The 20,610-nt window shown below is 64.5% G+C and carries 20 protein-coding genes; 9 read left to right on the top strand and 11 right to left on the bottom strand.

Annotated features, from left to right (window positions below; all coding sequences use genetic code 11):
* Nucleotides 1-89: 89 nt before the first annotated feature.
* The gene (locus HCZ97_RS16110; protein WP_167689959.1) at nucleotides 90-437 is read right to left on the bottom strand and encodes a response regulator; all 348 of its coding nucleotides are present in this window, start codon (nucleotides 435-437) and stop codon (nucleotides 90-92) included.
* A 235-nt stretch (nucleotides 438-672) separates the two neighbouring features.
* Between HCZ97_RS16110 and HCZ97_RS20405 the strand changes: the two genes are divergently transcribed.
* The 3 genes from HCZ97_RS20405 to HCZ97_RS16095 all read left to right on the top strand — a co-directional run bounded on the left by HCZ97_RS20405 (nucleotide 673) and on the right by HCZ97_RS16095 (nucleotide 3,100).
* Nucleotides 673-819, top strand: a complete 147-nt coding sequence (locus HCZ97_RS20405) for a hypothetical protein (RefSeq protein WP_175581749.1) — start codon at nucleotides 673-675, stop codon at nucleotides 817-819.
* Nucleotides 820-891: 72 nt separating this feature from the next.
* Nucleotides 892-1,869 carry an HAD family phosphatase gene (locus HCZ97_RS16100; RefSeq protein WP_254871569.1) on the top strand — a complete coding sequence of 326 codons (978 nt, stop codon included), beginning with the start codon at nucleotides 892-894 and terminating at the stop codon, nucleotides 1,867-1,869.
* Between the two features lie 274 nt (nucleotides 1,870-2,143).
* On the top strand, nucleotides 2,144-3,100 hold the full coding sequence (locus tag HCZ97_RS16095) for an NAD(P)-dependent oxidoreductase (protein WP_167689956.1): 957 nt from the start codon (nucleotides 2,144-2,146) through the stop codon (nucleotides 3,098-3,100).
* Nucleotides 3,101-3,196: 96 nt separating this feature from the next.
* Here HCZ97_RS16095 and HCZ97_RS16090 read toward each other — a convergent pair whose 3' ends face one another.
* The 4 genes from HCZ97_RS16090 to HCZ97_RS16075 form a co-directional block, all read right to left on the bottom strand.
* Nucleotides 3,197-4,027: an ABC transporter permease gene (locus tag HCZ97_RS16090; RefSeq protein ID WP_167689955.1), complete on the bottom strand. Its 831-nt coding sequence runs from the start codon at nucleotides 4,025-4,027 to the stop codon at nucleotides 3,197-3,199.
* 9 nt (nucleotides 4,028-4,036) lie between these two features.
* Nucleotides 4,037-4,756 (bottom strand): ABC transporter permease, encoded by a 720-nt coding sequence (locus tag HCZ97_RS16085; RefSeq protein ID WP_167689953.1) that lies wholly within the window; start codon nucleotides 4,754-4,756, stop codon nucleotides 4,037-4,039.
* Nucleotides 4,757-4,813: 57 nt separating this feature from the next.
* A complete protein-coding gene (locus tag HCZ97_RS16080) occupies nucleotides 4,814-5,590 on the bottom strand; it encodes a transporter substrate-binding domain-containing protein (protein WP_167689951.1) in 777 nt (258 codons plus the stop codon).
* Nucleotides 5,591-5,653: 63 nt separating this feature from the next.
* A complete protein-coding gene (locus HCZ97_RS16075) occupies nucleotides 5,654-6,421 on the bottom strand; it encodes an ABC transporter ATP-binding protein (RefSeq protein ID WP_167689949.1) in 768 nt (255 codons plus the stop codon).
* Nucleotides 6,422-6,641: 220 nt separating this feature from the next.
* On the opposite strand from HCZ97_RS16075, the gene HCZ97_RS16070 reads away from it, so the two are divergent.
* On the top strand, nucleotides 6,642-7,301 hold the full coding sequence (locus HCZ97_RS16070; protein ID WP_167689947.1) for a TetR/AcrR family transcriptional regulator: 660 nt from the start codon (nucleotides 6,642-6,644) through the stop codon (nucleotides 7,299-7,301).
* Between the two features lie 22 nt (nucleotides 7,302-7,323).
* Nucleotides 7,324-8,505 carry a pyridoxal phosphate-dependent aminotransferase gene (locus HCZ97_RS16065; RefSeq protein ID WP_167689945.1) on the top strand — a complete coding sequence of 394 codons (1,182 nt, stop codon included), beginning with the start codon at nucleotides 7,324-7,326 and terminating at the stop codon, nucleotides 8,503-8,505.
* A gap of 581 nt (nucleotides 8,506-9,086) precedes the next feature.
* Here HCZ97_RS16065 and repC read toward each other — a convergent pair.
* From repC to HCZ97_RS16040, 5 genes are all read right to left on the bottom strand, one after another.
* Nucleotides 9,087-10,220, bottom strand: a complete 1,134-nt coding sequence (gene repC / locus HCZ97_RS16060) for a plasmid replication protein RepC (protein WP_167689943.1) — start codon at nucleotides 10,218-10,220, stop codon at nucleotides 9,087-9,089.
* A gap of 231 nt (nucleotides 10,221-10,451) precedes the next feature.
* Nucleotides 10,452-11,429, bottom strand: coding sequence for a plasmid partitioning protein RepB (gene repB, locus HCZ97_RS16055; RefSeq protein WP_167689941.1), 978 nt, complete (start codon nucleotides 11,427-11,429; stop codon nucleotides 10,452-10,454).
* Nucleotides 11,429-12,631: a plasmid partitioning protein RepA gene (gene repA, locus HCZ97_RS16050; RefSeq protein WP_167689961.1), complete on the bottom strand. Its 1,203-nt coding sequence runs from the start codon at nucleotides 12,629-12,631 to the stop codon at nucleotides 11,429-11,431. The genes repB and repA overlap by 1 nt, the downstream gene beginning before the upstream one ends.
* A 703-nt stretch (nucleotides 12,632-13,334) precedes the next feature.
* Nucleotides 13,335-14,189 (bottom strand): class I SAM-dependent methyltransferase, encoded by an 855-nt coding sequence (locus HCZ97_RS16045; RefSeq protein ID WP_167689939.1) that lies wholly within the window; start codon nucleotides 14,187-14,189, stop codon nucleotides 13,335-13,337.
* A gap of 89 nt (nucleotides 14,190-14,278) precedes the next feature.
* A complete protein-coding gene (locus HCZ97_RS16040; protein ID WP_167689938.1) occupies nucleotides 14,279-14,971 on the bottom strand; it encodes a TetR/AcrR family transcriptional regulator in 693 nt (230 codons plus the stop codon).
* Between the two features lie 147 nt (nucleotides 14,972-15,118).
* Between HCZ97_RS16040 and HCZ97_RS16035 the strand changes: the two genes are divergently transcribed.
* Both HCZ97_RS16035 and HCZ97_RS16030 read left to right on the top strand, forming a co-directional pair.
* Nucleotides 15,119-16,243, top strand: coding sequence for an HlyD family secretion protein (locus tag HCZ97_RS16035; RefSeq protein ID WP_167689936.1), 1,125 nt, complete (start codon nucleotides 15,119-15,121; stop codon nucleotides 16,241-16,243).
* Nucleotides 16,240-17,805, top strand: coding sequence for a DHA2 family efflux MFS transporter permease subunit (locus HCZ97_RS16030; RefSeq protein ID WP_167689934.1), 1,566 nt, complete (start codon nucleotides 16,240-16,242; stop codon nucleotides 17,803-17,805). Before HCZ97_RS16035 ends, HCZ97_RS16030 begins: the two co-directional genes overlap by 4 nt.
* Nucleotides 17,806-17,820: 15 nt before the next feature.
* Here the strand turns inward: HCZ97_RS16030 and HCZ97_RS16025 are convergent, their stop codons facing one another.
* Nucleotides 17,821-18,582: an SDR family NAD(P)-dependent oxidoreductase gene (locus HCZ97_RS16025; RefSeq protein WP_167689933.1), complete on the bottom strand. Its 762-nt coding sequence runs from the start codon at nucleotides 18,580-18,582 to the stop codon at nucleotides 17,821-17,823.
* Between the two features lie 351 nt (nucleotides 18,583-18,933).
* On the opposite strand from HCZ97_RS16025, the gene HCZ97_RS16020 reads away from it, so the two are divergent.
* Nucleotides 18,934-19,959 carry a TRAP transporter substrate-binding protein gene (locus HCZ97_RS16020; RefSeq protein WP_167689931.1) on the top strand — a complete coding sequence of 342 codons (1,026 nt, stop codon included), beginning with the start codon at nucleotides 18,934-18,936 and terminating at the stop codon, nucleotides 19,957-19,959.
* A 77-nt stretch (nucleotides 19,960-20,036) separates the two neighbouring features.
* A complete protein-coding gene (locus HCZ97_RS16015; protein ID WP_167689929.1) occupies nucleotides 20,037-20,609 on the top strand; it encodes a TRAP transporter small permease subunit in 573 nt (190 codons plus the stop codon).
* Nucleotide 20,610 lies beyond the last annotated feature (1 nt).

The raw sequence follows: 20,610 nt of genomic DNA, 5'->3' as shown, positions 1-20,610 counted from the left end.
GGGCTTTGCCCCCCACGAAACTGGGGGGCTCGATGCCCCCCGGTTTCGTTCCCCCCAGAGTTTTTCGGCAAGAAGAAGGCAGGGCGGGGTCAGGCCCGGGCGAGGGTGGCCAGCAGCTCTGCCTCGCGGATGGGTTTGAGCAGGTAGCGGTCTGCGCCGGCGGCCTGGGCGCGGGATCGGTTGCCTGGCTCATCGGTGCCGGTCATCAGGACGATGCGCATGCGCGGCGAGAGTCTGCGCAGGACCATCGCGGCTTCGAAGCCGCTTTTTCCCGGCAGCTTGAGATCGACCCGCGCCCAGGGGGGCGCCACGATTTGCGGCAGGTCCAGAAGCTCTTGGACGGAGCCGACGGCGGTGGCGGGTGGCAGGTTGGCGACAGCGAGTCCGTGGCGCATGAGCTGGCGACAGTCGACCCGGTCATGGATGGGAACATCCACGAAGGCCGGCAGGGTGGTCAGGCCGGCGCCGATGTAGGTGTCATAGACGCCTTAGGCCGGCGCGCCGGAGACCTGAAAGATCGTCTTCCAGGAGCAGCGCGCGACGGGCACCCTGAACATCTGGGCGGACCCCTTCACCGCGCTGCGCGTCCCCAAGATCTTCGATCTGCGCGCGGATCCCCATGAAAGGGCTGACGTTACGTCCAATACCTATTACGATTGGCTTCTGGACCACGTGTTCCTGCTGACGCCGGCGCAGGTCGAAGCGGCAGACTTCTTCGCCACCTTCGAGGGATTCGAGCCCTCGCAACGCGCGGCCAGCTTCTCGGTCGACCAGATCCAGGCGCAGCTGGAAGACCAGCTGAGCGGCATGGTCCGCTGAAACGCACCAGACCGGCGGGCGGGTGTTTCGCCGGTTCTTCCCTGATCTGCCCTAGGTTTGATGGAGGCCCCCTTGCGTATTTCCCTTCCCCTGGCCCTGGTGGCCCTGACATCCGTTCCGGCTGCGCTGCTGGCCGATCCGCTGCCCTCCTGGAACGAGGGCGCGGCCAAGGACAGCATCATCGCCTTCGTGGACAGCGTGACCGATCCGGACTCGGCCGATTTCGTGCCGGTGAAGGATCGCATTGCCACCTTCGACAACGACGGCACGCTCTGGACAGAGCAGCCGATCTATTTCCAGCTTCTCTATGCCATGGAGGTGCTGCGCCGGATGGCGGCCGAGGATCCCTCCGTCCTGAGCTCGGACGTGCTGAAGGCCGCCAATGAGGGCGACATGGCGGTGGTCATGGCCGGCGGGGAGGAGGGGCTGCTTGAGATCCTGGATGTCTCTCACGCCGACACCACGCCGGAGGCCTTCAAGACCAGCGCCTACGAATGGCTGACCACTGCGGAGCATCCCGCGACGGGGCTGCCCTATGCCGGCATGACCTTCCAGCCGATGCTGGAGCTGCTGAGCTACCTGCGGGACGAGGATTTCGCGACCTACATCGTGTCCGGTGGCGGCATCGACTTCATCCGCGCCATTGCCGATGACGCCTATGGCATTCCGCCCTGGCAGGTCGTCGGCTCTGAAGGGCGGGTCAGCTACGAGGTGATCGACGGGGTGCCGACGTTCACCAAGGGCGGGGGCATGACCTTCCTGGACGACAAGGAAGGCAAGCCCGTGGGCATCATGCGCCACATCGGACAGAAGCCGATCTTCGCCGCCGGAAACTCTGACGGGGATTTCGCCATGATCGACTATACCACCGCCGGAGAGGGCCCCGGCTTTGGCCTGATCGTGCATCACACCGATGCGGAGCGCGAGTATGCCTATGACCGCGAGGGCTTTATCGGCACGCTCGACCGTGGGCTGGACGAGGGCCCGGATCGGGGCTGGACGATCGTGGACATGGCCCGGGACTGGGCCCGCATCTACCCCGGTCATTGAGCTGACGGCGCAGGGCGGCCCCGCAGGAGGGGCCCCTGCAAGCCGGACTTGATGAGCCAAAAGAGCGCGCGCAGGTCGACAGCCTGCGCGCGCTTTGCTGCACCCCCCTGCCCCGCTCACTCCAAGCCACCTGCGCCAAGGCGCGGCGCGGCCCAATCCTGCGGCGGAGCACCCCAAGGGCTTTTGCATTCGGTCCGACATTTGTTATACGATTGTGTAACAGTCAGTTTTCCCGGAGCCCCGCCCCGGGCCATCCCCAGACGAAGGACCCCGCATGTCACAGCCAACACCGATCCACGGCGTCTACCTGAGCGACAGCCATGACCTGGACGCGATCTACGGCGCGGCCCTGCGCGCGGCCGGGACGGATGTGATCCTGCACCAGCCAGAGGCCGTGCAGGACCCGGACCAGATCGCCTTTGCGCTGTGCTGGGTGCCGGGCCCGCAGGCCTTTGCCCCCTACCCTAACCTGCGGCTGGCGATGTCCATCGGGGCCGGGGTCGATGCGCTGCTTGGCCATCCCGGCCTGCCCGAGGGCGCCGCCATCGCCCGTGTCCGCGATCCCCACCAGGCCGACCTGATGGCGGGCTTTGCGCTTCACGAGGTGCTGCGCGATGAACGCGGCTTCGATGACATGGCCGCCGACCAGCGCGCCGCCCGCTGGGATCCGGCCCCCATGCGCGCGCCGGCCTCGGTCAAGGTGGCGGTGCTGGGACATGGCACCATGGGGCGCGCTGTGGCCAAGGGGCTGTCCGCGCTTGGCTTTGACACCCATGTCGCCTGCCGCAGCACACCCGAAGCCCCGCTGGAGGGGGTCTCTTACAGGACCGGGGCGACCGGGATGCAGGATGCGGCACGCGGAGCGGCCTATCTGATCAACGTGCTGCCGCTGACCGCCGCAACGGAGAACGTGCTGAACGCCGATCTCTTCGCCTGCCTGGCCCCGGGCGCGCGGCTGATCCAGATCGGGCGCGGCGAACACCTGGTGGAGGGCGACCTGATGGCGGCGTTGGACAGCGGCCAGCTGGCCGGGGCGACGCTGGATGTCTTCCGCCAGGAGCCCCTGCCCGCCGATCACACTTACTGGGCCGACGCCCGCCTGCGCATCACGCCCCATGTGGCCAGCGATACCCTGCCCGATGTGGTCGCGACCCAGGTGATCGAGACCGCCCGCGCGCTGCGCGATGGCGCGCCGCTGGCCTATGGCATCGACCGCGCCCGCGGGTACTGACACCCGACTGCGAGAAAGCAAAACGGCGCCACCCTGGCCGGGGTGGCGCCGTTTCGCGTTTCAGGGGCGGAAGACCCCGAACTGGGGATCACCGGATCACCTTGCGTCGGGCACCCGGCTTTCCATCCAGCGCAGCAGGACCGTCAGCACGCCGGAGAGGCAAAGGTAGACCGCGACCAGAAAGAGCAGCGGTTCATAGGTCAGGAAGGTATCCTGGCGGACCTTCGTGATCACCGCGTAAAGATCCGTCACCGTGATGGTGGCCACCAGCGGCGTGGCCTTCAGTTGCAGGATGATTTCTCCGCCCAGGGTCGGCAGGGCACGGTGCACGGCACGCGGAAACCAGACCCGGCGAAAGGTCTTGGCCCGGGACATGCCGAAGGCGCGCGCCGCCTCCAGCTCTCCTTTCGGGACGCCCGTGAAGGCGCCGCGCATGATCTCACCCTGGTAGGCCGCGAAGGATATGGTGAGCGAGAACAACCCGTAGGGCCAGGCCTGGCGCAGGTAGGGCCAGGCCCAGGTCTCGCGGATCTCTGGGAACTGGCCCAGAAGCGAGCCGAGACCGAAGTAGAACAGCCACATCTGCAACAGAAGCGGCGTGCCCCGGATCACCGTGCAGAAGGACAGCGCCAGCCAGCGCAGCGGCAGCGGGCCGACCACCTGGGCGATGGCCAGCGGCAGCGCCAGGATGAAGCCCAGCACGACGCTGACGACAAGCATCAGCATCGTGATCCCCAGCCCCTCCCAGAGGCGGGGCATGTAGGCGGGCAGCCAGGACCAGTCCATCGTCCGGATCATCATGGCCAGCGCGAAGAGCGCCACCAGCACCATGATGATGCGGTGCGGCAGGAAAAAGGCGGTCAGGCTGCGGCCCATGCGGGAAAGGGAGGCGGGGCGCAGCGGTGTCACGATGTCTATGTCAGGCATGTCGGCTCCTCAGCTTGCTGCGGTCAGACCGCGACGGGCCCGTTTCTCGAACCAGCGCAGACCGGCGTTGGAGACCAGCGTGAGCGTCAGGTAAAGCGCCCCTGCCGCGAAGAAGAACAGGAAGTATTCGCGCGTTGCCGCCGCCGCCTGCCGGGTGGCAAGCGTAAGTTCGGAAAAGCCGATGACGGCCAGCAGCGCGGTATCCTTGGTGGCGATCATCCACAGGTTCGCCATGCCGGGCAGCGCATGGGGCGTCATGGCCGGCAGCGTGACGCGCGTGAGCACCTTGAAGGGCGACATACCAAAGGCCTGGGCGGCCTCGATCTGGCCGCGCGGAATGGCCTTGATGGCGCCGCGAAGCACCTCTGTCGCGTAGCCGCCCTGCACCAGACCGATCACCAGGATCCCGGCGGTCAGCCCGTCGATGTCAAAGCCCGAATAGCCAAGCGCCTGCATCCCGCGGTTCGCCAGGTCCGTGCCGACATAGTAGAACAGCAGCATCAGCACCAGTTCCGGCACCGCGCGGATGATCATGGTATAGACCTCGGCCAGGTCGCGGATGACCCGCCCGCCGTTCAGCTTGGCCAGGGCGCCGCAGATGCCGATGACGATGCCCAGGGCATAGCCGCCAACGGCGAGCTCCACGGAGCGCAGGAACCCTTTCAGCAGGGCCCCGCCCCACCCCGGCGCGTCAAGCGCCAGCAGGCTCAGGTCGATTGCGTCGAACATGGGGGATAACGTCCTTAGGGGAAGGGCCGGACCCCGGTGGGGATCCGGCAGAGAGGCTTATTCGCCGTAGATGTCGAGCTCACCGAAGTAGGGCTTGGCCAGCTCTTCGTAGGTGCCGTCTTCGCGGATCGCCGCGATGGCGGTGTTGACCCGCTCCAGAAGCGCGGTGTCGTCCTTGCGCAGGCCGACGGCGATGCCATGACCCAGGATATCGGGATCGGCCTGGACCGCGCCGCGGTATTCGCAGCAGGCCTTGCCGGCCTCTGTTTCGGTGAAGGGTACCATGGCCAGGGAATCGCCCACGACGGCATCGATCCGGCCCGACATGAGATCCTGCAGCTCTTCATCCACGGTCTGGTAGATGCGCACATCCGCCGCGGTGTCGGCGTAATAGGCCTGGGTGTACTTTTCCTGGATGGTGCCGGATTGCGCGCCCAGGTAGGCCCCCTTGACGCCTTCCGGCGTGGGCTGCACGTCAGAGGATTTCAGCGCCACGATGCCGGTGGGTGCATCGTAGTACTTGTCGGAGAAGTTGATCTGCTTGGCCCGTTCCTCGGTAATGGACATGGAGCCGATGATCATGTCGATCTTGCCGGTCTTCAGCGCGGGAATGATCCCTTCCCAGGCAACAGGCGCCAGCACGCAATCGGCTTCGATCCGGCCGCAGAGCTCGTCGATGAAGTCGATTTCCCAGCCGCTCCAGTTGCCTTCCGAATCCGGGGTGTAGAACGGCGGATAGGGCTCTGCCGAGATGCCGATCTTGTAGGTTTCGGCCATGGCCGGCGCGGCAAGGGCGGTGGCGGCTGCAAGCGAGACGACAAGGGATCTGATCATGTTGGGTCTTTCTGTTGGGGTCTTTTATGGGGGCCGTTTCCGGCCCCGTGGTTGAGCGCGGCCTCAGGCGACCGAGCTGATGAATTGCTGAAGATGGGGCGACTTGGGCGCGCCGAAGATCTGGTCGGGCGGCCCCTGTTCTTCGATCCGGCCTTCACGCAGGAAGACCACGTGGGTCGCCACGTCGCGGGCAAAGGCCATTTCGTGGGTGACCAGGATCATGGTGCGCTTTTCCTGCGCCAGGTCGCGGATGACCGACAGGACTTCGCCCACCAGTTCCGGATCAAGCGCAGAGGTCGGTTCGTCAAAGAGCATCGCCAGCGGATCGACCGCCAGCACGCGGGCGATGGCGGCGCGCTGTTGCTGCCCACCGGAGAGCTGCGCGGGCCAGGCATCCAGCTTGGCCCCCAGCCCGACGCGGTCCAGCACCTCGCGGGCGCGGGCCTCTGCCTCGTCCCGGGGCACGCCCAGGACGTGCACGGGCACCTCTGTCACGTTGCCCAGAACGGTGCGATGCGGCCAGAGGTTGAAGGACTGGAACACCATGCCCAGCTGGGCGCGGATGCGCTGGACCTGGCGGCGGTCTGCCGGTTGCAGCCCCTGGCGGGTTTCGCGCATCGCATAGGCTTCGCCCTGGATGCTGATGGTCCCGGCCGAGGGGATCTCAAGCAGGTTGATGCAGCGCAGCATGGTCGATTTGCCTGACCCCGATCCACCAATCACCGCGACGACGTCACCGGGGCGGGCCTCCAGGTCGATCCCCTTGAGAACCTCGAGCCTGTTGAACCGCTTGCGCAGTCCCTTGACGCGGATTGCCGGTTGTTCGGTCATTCTGTCTCCTTGCACGTGCGGCGAAGAATGGGTCGGCCGCCCCTTGCTTTTTTCCGACTGTTGCACGACTGTATAACAGCGGGCCGACAAGAATCCAACAGCCCGGGGGAAAACATCTTTCACCACGGGAAGGAGACGCCGTGATGTGCCACATGACAGACGCACAGACAGCGCGCCGCCGCCCTTGTTCCATGGCGCCACCCAAGGGGGAGATGCCCAGATGACACGCAAGACATTTCGCAGGCTTGCCAAGGATGACCGCCGCCACGGATTGCTTGAGGCGACGCTGGATTGCATTGGCGAACACGGGCTGAACGGCGCCAGCGCGCGCCGAATCGCCGATCGCGCCGGTGTGACGCCGGGGCTGATCCGCCATTACTTCGGCAGCAAGGACGAGATGGTCCGCGCCGCCTATGCCTACCTGATGGAGCAGCTCACCGACCGCGCCGAAGAGGCCGCGCGTGATGCTAGCCAGGACCCGGACGAGGCACTGGCCCGCTTCATCGGCGCCAATGTCATGACGCCCAGCCTATCGGTGCGCCATGTTTCTCTCTGGGCCACCTTCATCGGCCGGGTCGAAAGCGAACCCGGCTATTCCACGATCCACCGCGATGGCTACCGCGAGTTCCTGGAGGCGCTGGAACGGCTGATCCATCCCGTGCTGGCCGCCCATGGACGCCCCGCCGATCCGGCCACCTGCCAGGGGCTGGCCATCGCCATGAACGGGCTGATCGACGGCCTGTGGATCGAAGGCTCTCTTGGGCATGGGCTGTATGACCCGGCCCGCCTGCCCCGTATCGTGCTTGCCGCGGCCGAAGGCCTGCTGCGTCTGCCTGACCAGACCCTGCTGCGCCACCTGCCCGCGCTGGCGCCGACCTGAAGACAAACTGAAAGGACCCCCAATGCGCTACGCTGCCATCACCGACCGCCTCAAGGACCTGGGCGGCGACAAGTGGGCTATCCACAACGCGGCCCGCGCCCGCATGGCAAAGGGCGAAGAGGTCATCGAGCTGACCATCGGCGAACCGGACATCACCCCCGACCCCGCCCTGATCGAGGAATGCGTGACCGCCCTGCGTTCAGGCCGGACGCGCTATTCCAATGGCCGGGGTGAGGCCGGGCTGGTCGATGCGCTGGTGGAGACCTACCGCCCCCGCATGCCCGACATTGGGCCGGAAAACGTGCTGTGTTTCCCCGGCACCCAGACCGCGCTTTATGCCGTCTTCACCGCCCTCACCAGCGACGGGGACGGCGTGCTGATCGGCGATCCCTATTACGCGACCTATGAAGGCGTCGTGCAGGCCAGCGGCGCCCATGTGCAGCCCGTGCCCCTGCATATGGAGCACGACTTTGAACTGCAGCCCGCGGACCTGGCCTCCGCGATCACCCCGGAGAGCCGGGTGCTGCTGCTGAACACCCCGCATAACCCCACAGGCGCGGTGCTGACCCGTGACACGCTGCTGGCCCTGGGCGAGCTCTGCATCGCGCATGATCTCTGGATCGTCTGCGACGAGGTTTACGAGGCGCTGATCTTTGACGGCAGCTTTGCCTCTCCGCTGGAGATCGAGGCGCTGCGGGAACGCACGATCGTGGTCTCCTCGATCTCCAAGAGCCACGCGGCGACCGGGTTCCGCAGCGGTTGGGCCATCGGCCCGGCAGAGTTCACGCGCCGCCTGCTGCCGATCTCGGAAACCATGCTCTTCGGCAACCAGCCCTTCATCGCCGACATGACCGAGGCCGCCCTGCGCGGGAACTACCCCACCGCCGCCCTGCTGAGAGAGGCCCTTGGCCGCCGCGCTGCTCTGGTGCACGGGCTGGTGCAACAGGTGCCGGGCCTGTCCTCTCGTCTGCCGGCGGGGGGCATGTTCATCATGATCGATGTCTCTGGGACCGGGCTGGACGGCGATGCCTTCGCCACCCGCCTGATCGAAGAGCACGGCGTGGCGGTCATGCCCGGCTCTTCCTTCGGAAACGAGGGGCTGAACCTTGTCCGCGTGGCGCTGACCGTGCCCGATGCGGACCTGCGCGAAGCCCTGTCCCGCATGGGAACGCTGAGCCGCAGCCTTCTGGCCGGCGCGGCCTGAGCGGGTTTTGATGTTGTGGGGGGCTGTCTGCGATGGCGGCCCCCTGCCCTATCGGCGTTCAGGCGTGAAACGCCGGATTTCGGGCTGAAAACTTACTATTATCTATTTAATTCAATTACTTAAGGTCATTTTCCGGCCTGATCCTGCCAGTCATGGCATGTCCGATCTTGTTTTCGGAGAAGCTTGGCCTCTTTCCCTGCTATCTCCCGTCTTGGAACCCAACGGCGGTTAAGTCAGGAATGCCAGAGCTTTACCGCCGCACTTGTTGAGGGCTGACTCTCGCGGCCTGACGAACCGTCGCGGTCACCGAGAGCTTGGCCAGGTCCGGGCAGATCTCAAGCCGTATCCCCCGGGAATGAACCTCTGCTTTCTATGAAAGATGGGTGCCTTCCTCGGTTCCTCTTCAAACCCGTTCCGGGAATATTCATTGGCGGGCGTTGCTCTATTCATCCGGGTCTCACCAAGCATTGAAAATGCGTCTCAACGGAGCCCCGTCGGATTACATTACGCGATATCGATCAAGAGCATCTGCCCATTCCCCGGCCAGCAAAGCGAAGACGGTAAACCGGCCCCTGCCCGCCTCACCTGCATCCCGCTGCAAAATTGTCCGCGGACAATTGCCCGGTTTGCCCGGCGCTTTCCTGCGCCATCGCCAACCGTTTCACCAGCCGTACCGGGCTGAACCCTTCGCTGCGGCTGCCCGTCGTGATCGCCCTGAAATAGGCCCCCGCTCTTTGAATGCGGTCATGCCCTTGCACCAGCCCCCAGATCGTCACAGCCGTCCCCAGTGGCCCAAGCCGCGCCTGTGCCGCCTGGTAGTTCTGCCGGTCCACCCCGATCATCGGTGCCAGCGTCTGCGCATGAGCGATCACGTCAGAAAAGCTCTGGATCTCTTTCATGGAAAACTCGGCAGCTTCCGGGCAGGCGGCCAACAGGTCCTTGAGCGAGATGTCCTCTGCCGGCTCAGCTGGCGCCAAACCAACCTCAGCCTCTTTCTTATCAGTATTTTCTTTTTTTGACTTCTGATGGTGGCGGACATTTTGACCGTCATTGCCGGCCATTTCTTCCGCTTCAAGGGGTCGATATGCGGCTTCCGTCCCGGACGTTGCGCCCTGGTCCTGGAGGGCGCAGAGCAGTGTCTGGCAATCCTGAACGGTCAACTTGCGGCGCAGGATGCGCAGGGCGTCTGTTGCCTCAGAGCTCTCCGGCTCCTGGCGCAGGATCTGGTTGGCCGCCGCGCGGATCTGGGCCCGCAGGTAGGCAAGCTCTTCCTTCTCGCGCAGCGCCTCGGCGGCCAGCACAGCGATCTCATGCAGGCGGTCGAACAGCGGCGTCAGGTCAAAGCCAAAGCGCAGGGCGACACCGCGGTGCCGGTCCAGGCGGGTGAACCGTTTGCCATTGGCACTGTCGCGCCGCTCAAGAAGCCCGTGTTCCTGCAGGATGGCCACGTGGCGCCGGATCGTGCGATCGGACAATCCGTCACGCCGGAACATCAGCGTTTCGTTCGATGCAAAGACAGTGTGGTGGCTCCGCTTCGGCGGCAGGCAGGACAGCATCGCGTCCAGCGTCGCCAGCACAGGCGCTTTCAACCCCAAGCGTGGGGCGGCATTGCGCAGGGTTTCCATCACGATATGCCGCTCCGGAACCGCGTTGTCCGCGGACAACAGCTCTTTGGTCCGCGCTCCGTAAGAGGCGGTTGCATGTGTAAAAGCCATGAAATTTTCACGACAGCCGGACGGGGAAAGCCCCGGTTCTCCTGGTTTCCAGGAAAAAGGCCGCAATTCACCTGTCAACCGAATCGGTTGCTGTTGACTGCGGGGGAGAAGCTGATAAATCTGAAGGTGCTAAGTACAGATTGGGCTCTCCGGGGGTGACCTTGGGGGGCTCTCTCTTTTTGGGCTGTGCCTCGTGCTCCTGTTGCCTGTTTCTCTCTGCTCGTCTCTGGGTCAGTCAGTCTTCTGATCTGACCGCCACGCCTCGTAAAGGCGTGTCAGCTCGGCTTCAGCGTTCTCCCGCATCCACCGCGCAAATTCCGGGGTCTCCGTCTTGGACAGTTTCACGGTCAGGGACCGCGCGCTGTCCTTGATCTCTGCCACGCGCGTGCCATCGCTCAGCGTGATCGACAGGGCAGGGGAGGGGGCCTGGCTTTCAGACGCCGGGGCCTTCAGATGGCGGCCCACTGCGTCTGCAACCTGGCCGAACCGCGCGTCAGAGGGCGCGTCCTCGGTCAGTGTCAGCCGGGCCACGATGCCGGTCAGGTCCAGATCATGGCTTCGCACCCGGTCGGCCAGCTCTTCCCAGCGGCGCCGCCCGATCCCATGGGCAGAGCCGATCTGTTGGATCACCTCCTGCGGGATCGTGCGGGCGACCTTGGTCATGCGCGACAGCATCGGCTTGTCGATCGCCAGCGCATCCAGGATCACCGGCTGGGTATAGCCCGTGTCCGCGAGCTCCGTCGCGAAAAGCGCCTTTTCGATAAAGCTTGGATCCAGCCGTTGCGAGTTTTCCTGGCCCTGGGCCAGGATCGCCTGCTGGTCATTCAGCGACCGGACAAGCGCCTTGGCCGGCTGGCCCAGCTGCTTGAGCGCCCGAAGCCGCCGCCGCCCGTAGACAACCCGGTAATACCCGGGCTTTTCCGGGATCGGGCGCACCATGATCGGCACCTGCTGACCATGGGTCCGAATGCTTTCGGCCAGCGCGGCCACATCGGCATCGCTGAAAGACAGCCGGTCCTTCGGGCCGCCTTCCTCGATCACCTCAACGGCGATATCCCGTACAGCATTGCTGGACAGGTCCTTCAGGGTCGACTTCACGCCGCTCATCGCGCCGGTGTTGGGGAACCGCGTCTTGGGCTCCTTGCTCGCGCTATCAGGCGCGCTGCCTTCGGGTGGGGGAGGGGGCTGGAACAGGTTTCTACGTGCCATCAGTCACCCTCCCGGCCCCAGGCCAGTTGAATTGTCTTCTCGAACTCGTCGGCCACGCCGTTCACGCTTTCCAGTATCCGGTCCAGGGTCTTCTTGACCACCTGTGATGGCTCCAGCTCGTAGATCGTCTGCTGGGTCATCCCCGCATCCGAGATCGCGGTGGATTTCAGCATCGGCGTCGTCAGCACCTGGTCCAGCAGGATCGACCGCAGGAAGCCTGCCATCTGCGATTGCGGCACATCCGTCGGCTCGTATCGAGCCACCAGGAACTTCAGGAAATTCCAGTCGATCGGCCCGGTCGCATCCTCCAGCGTCTGGACGGTTTCTCCAGCCATTTCAAGGAATTGCGCCATGGAGGCCACGTCCAGCATGGAGGGAATGACCGTGATCAGAAGCCCGGTCGATGCCAGCAGCGCCGTCATGGTGGTAAAGCCAAGCTGAGGCGGGCAGTCGATGATCACCAGGTCGTACTCCGCCTCGATCTCATCCAGGGCGATGGCAAGGCGCTGCGTGAAGGGGGGGTCGATCTTGTGCTGCAGCGCATAGGCCGTCTCTGTCTCGTATTCCGACAGCAGCAGCCCGGCGGGGGCCAGGTCCAGGTTATGGAAATAGGTCTTGTGGACCACCTGGCTCAGCGGCACGGGATCGTCGTATTTCAGCGCGTCGTAAATCGTGCCGCTCTCGGCGAACTCGATCTCGGGGCGGTAGCCGAACATAGTGGTCAGGCTGGCCTGGGGATCCATGTCGATGGCCAGCACGCGGTAGCCTCGCAGGGCGTAGCGCTGCGCCATGTGGATCGCCGTGGTGGTCTTGCTTGAGCCGCCCTTGAAGTTGACGATGGAGATCACCTGCAGCGCGTCGCCCTCGCGCCGGCCGGGCAGGTAGGTATCGCCGTTGCGCCCCGTTTTGGCCATCACGTGGCGGATCTGGTCGATCTCTTCGGCCGAATACAGCCGCCGCCCGCGCGAATCCGTCTCCACCTCGGGAAAGTCGCCTTCCTGGTGGCGGGTGCGCAGGTTCGACATGCTGATGCCGGTCAGTTCGGACACTTCAGAGGCATGGAACTTGCGCAGGGTCTTGCGGCTTTCCGGCTGGAAGCTGTTGCGCATATGGCTGTCGAGCGCTTCTGACAGACGCGCGGCATTCGCGGCGATGGAGGCCGCGATGGATCCGGAGTTTGCAATTTCTGCCATCGTTACCATACTGCTCAAGTGACCTCTTACCGGGTCAATTCTGTTTCGTCGCCAGATTGCGATATTTGCGCGTTCTGGCGACAAGACCACTCATGGCACGCAACTTACCCTCCGGCAATATTTTTTTGGCCCACGGCCATGCCAGCGGGCGCAGAAAACTTCATGCAATGCCTCAGGGCGGGTTTGCAAGTCTCTGAAAAGCCAAAATAAAATCCCACAGCGCGCCGGCGCGCCCGTTTTGGGCAGATTGGCGCGGCAAACGGGCAGGGGACTTGAAACCCCGCCCGGTCGATTCGCATCAGCCGTGTTACGGCGATGGTCTAAGACAAAAACCCGCACTTACCTGCAAGGCCAGAAAGCGCGGCAGAATCGCGTCTCTTCAATAGGGTAGGGGGCAACGTCAGAGCTGTCGAGCGTCAGTCCAAGGCGCCCGAAAGGCGCCGCCCTCCACGCCTTCCAGGGCCGCCCGCATCCCTCTTCTTCTTGCCGAAAAACTCTGGGGGGAACGAAACAGGGGGGCATCGAGCCCCCCTGTTTCGTGGGGGGCAAAGCCCCCCGTCACCGCTTAAATCTTCGCGAACGCCCCGTTCGCCGCGCACCGACGCAATACCGACTTGATACCGACACAAAACAGACGCCGCACCGACAGGGTTTAGGGCCCTCCAAACCACCCCTGTTCGCGACCGGGTCTCCGCGCGCTTCGCTCCCTCGGTCAGGCCGGTTTACGGGCGATGAACAGCCCCAAGGTGACCTGCCCGGCCTTGGCCATGGCGATCATGTTGCGCGATTTCTCCGCCGCGTTTTCCCCCTGCAACAGATGCAGCCCAAGCGCCGGCGTGCCAGAGCTCAGGTTGGCCAGGCTCGCGGTATGGCTGGCCAGGATCGACGGCGTGCGGTCCTCCTGTTCGGAGATGACAAACCCCTGATCACTCAGCAAAATTTGCATTTCTTCAGCGCTGACCAGGTGGCTGGTCTCTGCCGTCTCTGCCCAGGGCACCGGGAACAGCAGACCCTCTTGCGGCCCCTTCAAGACGTCGTAGATCACCAGCGTGCCGCCCGGTTTCAGCACCCGCGCGGCCTCGCGGTACATGCCGGCGCGATCGGCGATGTTCATTGCCACGTGAAAGCTGGTCACGGCGTCAAAGACCTCGGCCCCGAAGGGCAGGTCCAGCGCGCTGCCCAGCTTGAAATCGACCTGCTCCGCCAGCCCGGTCAGATCCGTAAGCTCCTGAGCCAAAGAGACAAATTCAGGAGTCAGGTCAAGTCCGGTCACCCGGCATCCCGCCTCTGCCGCAAGGTGGCGCGCCAGTCCTCCCAGTCCGCTGCCGATGTCCAGCACCCGCTCTCCGGCGATGCCGGCACGTACCACGATCTCTTTCGTGGCACCCCGGCCGCCCATGTGAAATTCATCCACCGGCGCCAGCATTCGGGGCGTCAGGGCCGCCATGTCCAGCCCCGCCTTGGCCAGGGCGTCAAAGACCGTTTCCCGCAGGCGGGACCCGCCGTAATGGCCGGCCACCGCGCCCTCGTCCAGGTCCTTGCCTGCGCCGCCTTTCGGGGATGTCATGACGTGGCTCCTCCGTCTCTGTCCTCCATCCTAGCAGGTCCCGGACGCTCTGTCCGATGTCTTCCGGGAGGTGACGAAAACACGCAATATCAGGGGTTTGGCGCGGCCTTCGGCCCGTAAGCGGCCAGGAACATCTCCACGGCCGCCTCGGCCGTACGGGCGATCTCCGCTTCGGAGGGCGGCACCGTGATGCGCCCGAAAAGCCGGGTGCGCCACAGGCCGGCCGTCGACAGTTCCACCAGCTGGGCGGCCGCCAGCGCGGGGTCCCGCACCGCCAGCGCCCCCTCAGCGGTCTTGTCGCGCAGGAAATCCTGCAGGCAGCCCAGGAAATGCTTGGAGCCCGTATCGTAAAAGCGGTGGCCCAGCTCGGGCATCCGCTCCACCACGCTGATGACGATCCGCTGCGCGTGGATCACATCGTCCGAGGTCACCTGGCGGGCCAGGGTGGTCGCAAAGGCCAGAAGCGACTCCCGCAGGGTTTCCGCCTCTGACAGGCGGTCGAAGATCCCCTGAAAGAAGGCCGCGCGCTTGCTCTCGACCAGCGCCACGAAAAGGTCTTCCTTGTTCTCGAAATAGACGTAGAGCGTGCCCTTGGACACGCCCGCCTCCTTGCAGATGCTGTTCATGGAGGCCGCGTCGAACCCCTGGTCGATGAAGACCTTCCAGGCGCCCTCCATGATCTGGCGGCGCTTGCCGGGATCCTCGCCTGCCGCGTGGCGGCGTTTCTGGGAAGAGGGGCCTTCGCCGGGACTGTCCTGACTGGATTTTGCTACGTTGGTCATGGCGTTAACTTAGCTGAACCGACCGGTTCGATGAAGCCTTGATTCTTCGGGTGCTTTATCCTAGATGCCAATCGAAACATGTCGAACCGAGTGGTTCGATTGGCGAAGCCTCCCCCTTCGCCCCTCCAGTTTGACCGAAAGCCCGCCATGTCCCGCCCTGAACAGATCGATCCCGCCACCGCTGTCTCCTCCTCCGAGGTGGAGGCCCCGCCGAAGAAAAGCCGCAAGAAACTGGTACTTGGCGGGATCGCCCTGGTGGTCCTGCTGGTCGGTGGTACGACCGGTTACGAATGGTGGACCAACGGGCGCTTCTTGGTGGATACCGATGACGCCTATGTGCAGGCGGACCTGTCGCTGGTCTCTTCCAAGCTGCAGGGCTACGTCGAAGACATCCCGGTGAAAGCGAACCAGCATGTCTCCAAGGGAGAGGTGCTGGTGCGGATCGAGGACGGCGATTATCGCATCGCCCTGCAACAGGCCCAGGCCAAGCTGCCGACGCTGGAACGCACCCTGGCCCGGATCGATGCCCAGATCGTCGCCGCCCGCGCAACGGTTTCCCAGACAGAGGCAGAGCTTTCCGCGGCCGAGGCCGCCCTGCGCACCGCCGGTACCGCACAGACCCGGATCCAGGGGCTGACCGATCGCAAGGTGACCTCCCAGGCGGAACTGGATGACGCCAACGAGGCGCTAGAAACCGCCCGCGCCAACCGCGCCGCAGCCCAGGCCGCCATCAAGGGCGCCGAGGCCCAGGTCGAGGTTCTGAAAGCACAGCGGGCGGAAAGCGACTCCAACCGCGATGCGCTGCAACTGGATATCCAGCAGGCGCAACGCAACCTGGATCACACCATCCTGCGCGCGCCCTTCGACGGCACCGTCGCCAATATCGCCATCGAGGAAGGGGAGCTGGTCAGCATCGGTGCCCGCCTGGCCGCCGTGGTCCCTGATCACGGGCTCTATATCGAAGCCAACTTCAAGGAGACCCAGCTGGGCGACATCGTTGCCGGGGAAACCGCCCATGTGACCGTTGACGCCCTTGAGGGCCGCGAGATCGAGGGCCGCGTGGTCTCTGTCGCGCCGGCCACGGGCTCCATCTTCTCTCTTCTGCCGGCGGATAACGCCACGGGCAACTTCACCAAGATCGTGCAGCGCGTGCCGGTGCGGATCGAACTGCCCGCGGAGACCCGCGGGCTGCGCGCCGGCCTTTCCGCCGTGGTGGAGATCGACCGCAGGTCTGCTCCCGCCGGCACGGAAGTGGCGCAGGCGCTGAAATGAGCGCCCCCGCCGCCCAACCGCAGGAACCGGAGCTTACGCCGCGCAGGGTCGCGGCGTTCTTCGTCATGGTCTTCGGCATGTTCATGGCGATCCTGGACATCCAGATCGTCTCTGCCTCCCTGCCGGAAATCCAGGCCGGGCTTGGCGCTTCGTCCGAGGAAATCAGCTGGGTCCAGACCTCTTACCTGATCGCAGAGGTCATCATGATCCCGCTGTCGGGCCTGTTGGGGCGGATGATGTCCACCCGCTATCTCTTTGCCATTTCGGCGGCAGGCTTCACCGCGGCCTCCTTCATGTGCGCCACCTCGGGCTCCATTTCGGAGATGATCCTGTGGCGGGCGCTGCAGGGTTTCCTGGGCGGCGGCATGATCCCGTCTGTCTTTGCCGCGGCCTTCACGATCTTTCCGCCCTCCAAGCGGGCTGTCGTCTCTCCGATGATCGGGCTGGTGGCGACGCTGGCCCCCACAGTGGGGCCGACCGTCGGTGGCTACCTCAGCCACGCGATGAGCTGGCACTGGCTGTTCCTGGTCAATGTCCCTGCCGGGATCGCCGTCACCGTGGGGGTGCTGGCGCTGGTGGATTTCGACAAGCCGAACTGGAAGCTCTTCGATACCTTCGACTGGCTTGGGCTGGGGGCGCTGGCCTGCTTCCTGGGCGGCATGGAATACGTGCTGGAAGAGGGCCCCGCCAACGACTGGTTCCAGGACGAACTGGTGGCGATCCTGTTCGTCGTCATGATCGTCGGGGGTGTGGTGACCTTCTGGCGGTCTTTCACGCGCGACGATCCGGTGGTGGATTTTTCCGCGTTCGGAAACAAGAACTTCGCCGTCGGGTCGATCTTCAGCTTCGTGATGGGCGTGGGGCTTTACGGGATGACCTATCTCTATCCGCTCTACCTGTCCTCGATCCGGGGCTATGACAGCCTGATGACCGGTGAGACGGTCTTTGTCTCCGGCCTGGCGATGTTCGTGTCTGCGCCGCTGGCGGGCATCCTGTCGTCGCGCATGGACCTGCGGCTGATGCTGCTGATGGGCTTCTGCGGATTTGGCCTGTCCTGCTGGATGCTGACGGGCATGACCGCGGATTGGGACTTTTCCGAGCTGCTCTGGCCGCAGGTGTTGCGGGGGCTCTCGCTGATGATCTGCATGGTGCCGATCAACAACCTGGCGCTTGGCACCCTGGCGCCGGACAAGATGAAAAGCGCCTCCGGGCTTTATAACCTGATGCGCAACCTGGGCGGGGCCGTGGGCCTGGCCATGATCGCCACCTTGCTGACGGATCGCGGGGCGCTGCACACCGCCCGGCTTCAGGAGGGGCTGAACTGGGCCAATTCAGAGGTCCTGCGGCAGATGAACATGCTGACGGCGAACCTTCAGGCCAATGGCATTTCAGACAGCAGTACCGCGGCGCTCAGCCAGATGGCCGGGCGGATTGCCCAGCAGGCGACGGTGATGTCCTTCATCGACATCTTCACGCTGCTCACGCTGCTCTTTGCCGGGCTGGCGGTGCTGGCGCTGGCGATGAAACCACCCCGCAAGGGGGCAGGCGGCGCGGCGCACTAAGCGCCGCCCTGAGCCTCAGGCGGCGCAGGAATACCCGCCGTCCACCGGCAGGCTGATCCCGGTGACGAAATCCGACGCCGTTGAGCACAGGAACAGCGCCGCGCCGCCCAGGTCCTCTGGCCGCCCCCAGCGTCCCGCCGGGGTGCGCGCAAGGACGCGGTCGTTCAGCCCGGCCACCTGTTCCCTGGCCGTGACGGTCATCTCCGTGTCGATCCAGCCGGGCAGGATAGCATTCACCTGGATATTGTCCGCGGCCCAGGCCGTGGCCAGCGCCTTGGTCATCTGTACCACGCCGCCTTTCGCCGCGGCATAGGGCGCGGACATGGGCGTGCCGAAGGTCGACATGAGCGAACCGATGTTGACGATCTTGCCGCCACCCCGCGCCGCCATCAGCGGATAGGCCGCCTGCGATACCAGGAAGGCAGAGGTCAGGTTGCTGCTGATTAGGGTGTTCCATTCGGCAAGCGAATAGTCCTGCGGCAGCTTGCGGTCGTTCGCCCCGGCGTTGTTGATCAGCATGTCCAGGCCCCCGAAACGTTCGGCCAATTGCGCCATGGCTGCGGCTACGCTGGCCTCATCCGCCATGTCGCCGGTGATCGCCATCGGGGCGGGGGTGCCGTCGCGTGCGAGGGTGGCCGCTGCGGCGGCGCTCTTGTCCGCGTTTCGGCCGACCAGCGCGATCGCGGCCCCCGCATCCGCAAGAGCGGTCGCCATGGCCAGCCCGATGCCCCCGTTGCCGCCTGTAATCAGGGCCACCTTGCCCGTGAGGTCCGTCATCGCTGCTCTCCTTCTGTCGCTCTCACCTCTGCCGCCGATCGCCGTTTCGGTGCATCTGGGTGACAAATACCGATCTGCCCGCGTGGTTGACTGATTCGGGCGCTGCGGATTTTCTAGCAGAGGCGGGCGGGAAAAATGGAGGGAAACCGCGATAAAACCGCAAAAATCTCATTTTACACCATGAATACCCGCTTTTCTGCGAAGAGGCAGGAGAGAATCAGGGGCGTCGCCACCTCACAAGACGTTGATATTCTCTCGCGCCTATGCCTTATTTGTCCAACCAAAGGGGCAGACAGGCCCACCCGGCTCTCAGGAGAAGAGACAACGGGATTGGATCAAAGGGAGGAAGACATGCAATTCATCAAGAGGCTTACCGGCCTGGCAGCCGTGACGATTTCGGCGCTCAGCCTGGGCAGTGCCGCCATGGCCGCGGACTACAACTGGACGTTCCAGACCTCGGAAACCGCAGGGGAGCCGGGCTTCGTCAACAAGACGAAATGGGCGGAAGAAGTCGGCAAGCTGTCCGGCGGCCGGATCGAGATCGAGATCCTGCCGATCGGCGCAGTCGTGCCGCACTCCGACACGCTGGAAGCGGTCGGCGCCGGCATCCTGCAGGGTCACCTGACCGACCCCAGCTACTTCTCCGGCAAGGACCCGGCCTTTGCCATGATGGGCAACCTCGTCGGCGCCTGGAGCGATCCTTTCGAGCTTCTGGGTTTCATGGAAAGCGGCGGCGGCAATGAGCTGTACGCAGAGCTGGTCGAGCCCTACGGCGTCCAGTTCATCGGTGCGGCCGCGACGGAGCCGGAAGCCTTCGTGTCGCGGATTCCGATCCGCACGGTCGAGGATCTGAAAGGCGTCAAGCTTCGCGCGCCCGAAGGCATGGTCTACGAAATCTTCTCGAAAGCCGGCGCCGCGCCGGTGTCCCTGCCGGGGTCCGAGATCTTCTCTGCGCTCGACAAGGGCGTCGTAGATGCCGCGGACAACACCGTCTTCGCAACCAACCAGTCGCTGGGCATGAACGACATCGCGAACTACCCACTTTACCCGGGCTTCCACTCGCTGCCGATGATCGACATTTCTATGACCAAGTCGGTCTGGGACGAGCTGCCCGAAGACCTGCAGGAAATCATGAAGGTTTCCGTCAAGCAGTTCAGCTTCGATCACATCTACTCCGTGCGTCAGCTGGATGCCGCCGCGGTGGAGAAAGCGAACGCGAATGCAGATATCGAGATCATCAACTGGTCCGGTGACGAGCGCGCCAAATTCCGCCGCATCGCGCAGCAGGAATGGCAGAACTGGGCGCCCAAGACCGAGATGACGCAGCGCTATTACGACGCCGTGACTGCCTATCTCAAGGGCCGCAACCTTCTCTGATCCCTAAATAAACCAATAGTACCACGCCCGGCAGTCGCTGCCGGGCGTGCTCCGGACAGGCAGGAGGAGAGCCGCAAATGGCCGATCAGAGCGATATCACCAATACCGTCGAGCACGACGATGACACAGAGATCCGCACAGGCCTAGACCGGGCCGTTTCCGGATCTTCCAAGTTCCTGGCATGGGCGATCTTCGCGGCCTTCCTCATCACCGTGGTCGAGGTCTTCGCGCGCTATGTCCTGAACAGCCCGACCTTCTGGGCGCATGAGACGACAAGCTTCCTGATCGCCGCGATCTTTCTGATCGGCGGCCCTGTCGCCCTGGCGCGGGACAGGCACATCCGGGTGCGGATGATCTACGATTCCGTCAATCCCAAGCGGCGCCGAATGCTGGACATCTTCAACTCCATCATCGCGCTGATGTTCTTTGCCGGGCTGGCCTTTGCCAGCTGGGTCATGGTCGAGAAATCCTGGTTCAACCCCTCGGGCGCGCTGCACCTGGAAGGCACCGGGACCTCCTGGAACCCGCCGACCCCGGCGCTGCTGAAGCTGCTGGTGCTGCTCTGCGTGGCGTTGATGTTCGTCCAGACCGTCTTCCACCTGATCGCCGCGATCCGCCGCGATACCTCCGTTTCCGAAGAGGGCAAATAAT

The organism is Pseudooceanicola sp. HF7, assembly GCF_011806405.1.
Lineage (GTDB): Bacteria > Pseudomonadota > Alphaproteobacteria > Rhodobacterales > Rhodobacteraceae > Pseudooceanicola.
The sequence above is the reverse complement of the archived record's forward strand: the minus strand, read 5'-3'. Positions and strand labels throughout refer to the sequence as shown.

Excerpts from the sequence above, each read along its gene's own strand:
- HCZ97_RS16095 (WP_167689956.1), top strand. The coding sequence starts at position 2,144 with ATGTCACAGCCAACACCGATCCACGGCGTCTACCTGAGCGACAGCCAT.
- HCZ97_RS16090 (WP_167689955.1), bottom strand. The coding sequence starts at position 4,027 with ATGCCTGACATAGACATCGTGACACCGCTGCGCCCCGCCTCCCTTTCC.
- HCZ97_RS16085 (WP_167689953.1), bottom strand. The coding sequence starts at position 4,756 with ATGTTCGACGCAATCGACCTGAGCCTGCTGGCGCTTGACGCGCCGGGG.
- HCZ97_RS16080 (WP_167689951.1), bottom strand. The coding sequence starts at position 5,590 with ATGATCAGATCCCTTGTCGTCTCGCTTGCAGCCGCCACCGCCCTTGCC.
- HCZ97_RS16075 (WP_167689949.1), bottom strand. The coding sequence starts at position 6,421 with ATGACCGAACAACCGGCAATCCGCGTCAAGGGACTGCGCAAGCGGTTC.
- HCZ97_RS16070 (WP_167689947.1), top strand. The coding sequence starts at position 6,642 with ATGACACGCAAGACATTTCGCAGGCTTGCCAAGGATGACCGCCGCCAC.
- HCZ97_RS16065 (WP_167689945.1), top strand. The coding sequence starts at position 7,324 with ATGCGCTACGCTGCCATCACCGACCGCCTCAAGGACCTGGGCGGCGAC.
- repC (WP_167689943.1), bottom strand. The coding sequence starts at position 10,220 with ATGGCTTTTACACATGCAACCGCCTCTTACGGAGCGCGGACCAAAGAG.
- repB (WP_167689941.1), bottom strand. The coding sequence starts at position 11,429 with ATGGCACGTAGAAACCTGTTCCAGCCCCCTCCCCCACCCGAAGGCAGC.
- repA (WP_167689961.1), bottom strand. The coding sequence starts at position 12,631 with ATGGTAACGATGGCAGAAATTGCAAACTCCGGATCCATCGCGGCCTCC.
- HCZ97_RS16045 (WP_167689939.1), bottom strand. The coding sequence starts at position 14,189 with ATGACATCCCCGAAAGGCGGCGCAGGCAAGGACCTGGACGAGGGCGCG.
- HCZ97_RS16040 (WP_167689938.1), bottom strand. The coding sequence starts at position 14,971 with ATGACCAACGTAGCAAAATCCAGTCAGGACAGTCCCGGCGAAGGCCCC.
- HCZ97_RS16035 (WP_167689936.1), top strand. The coding sequence starts at position 15,119 with ATGTCCCGCCCTGAACAGATCGATCCCGCCACCGCTGTCTCCTCCTCC.
- HCZ97_RS16030 (WP_167689934.1), top strand. The coding sequence starts at position 16,240 with ATGAGCGCCCCCGCCGCCCAACCGCAGGAACCGGAGCTTACGCCGCGC.
- HCZ97_RS16025 (WP_167689933.1), bottom strand. The coding sequence starts at position 18,582 with ATGACGGACCTCACGGGCAAGGTGGCCCTGATTACAGGCGGCAACGGG.
- HCZ97_RS16020 (WP_167689931.1), top strand. The coding sequence starts at position 18,934 with ATGCAATTCATCAAGAGGCTTACCGGCCTGGCAGCCGTGACGATTTCG.
- HCZ97_RS16015 (WP_167689929.1), top strand. The coding sequence starts at position 20,037 with ATGGCCGATCAGAGCGATATCACCAATACCGTCGAGCACGACGATGAC.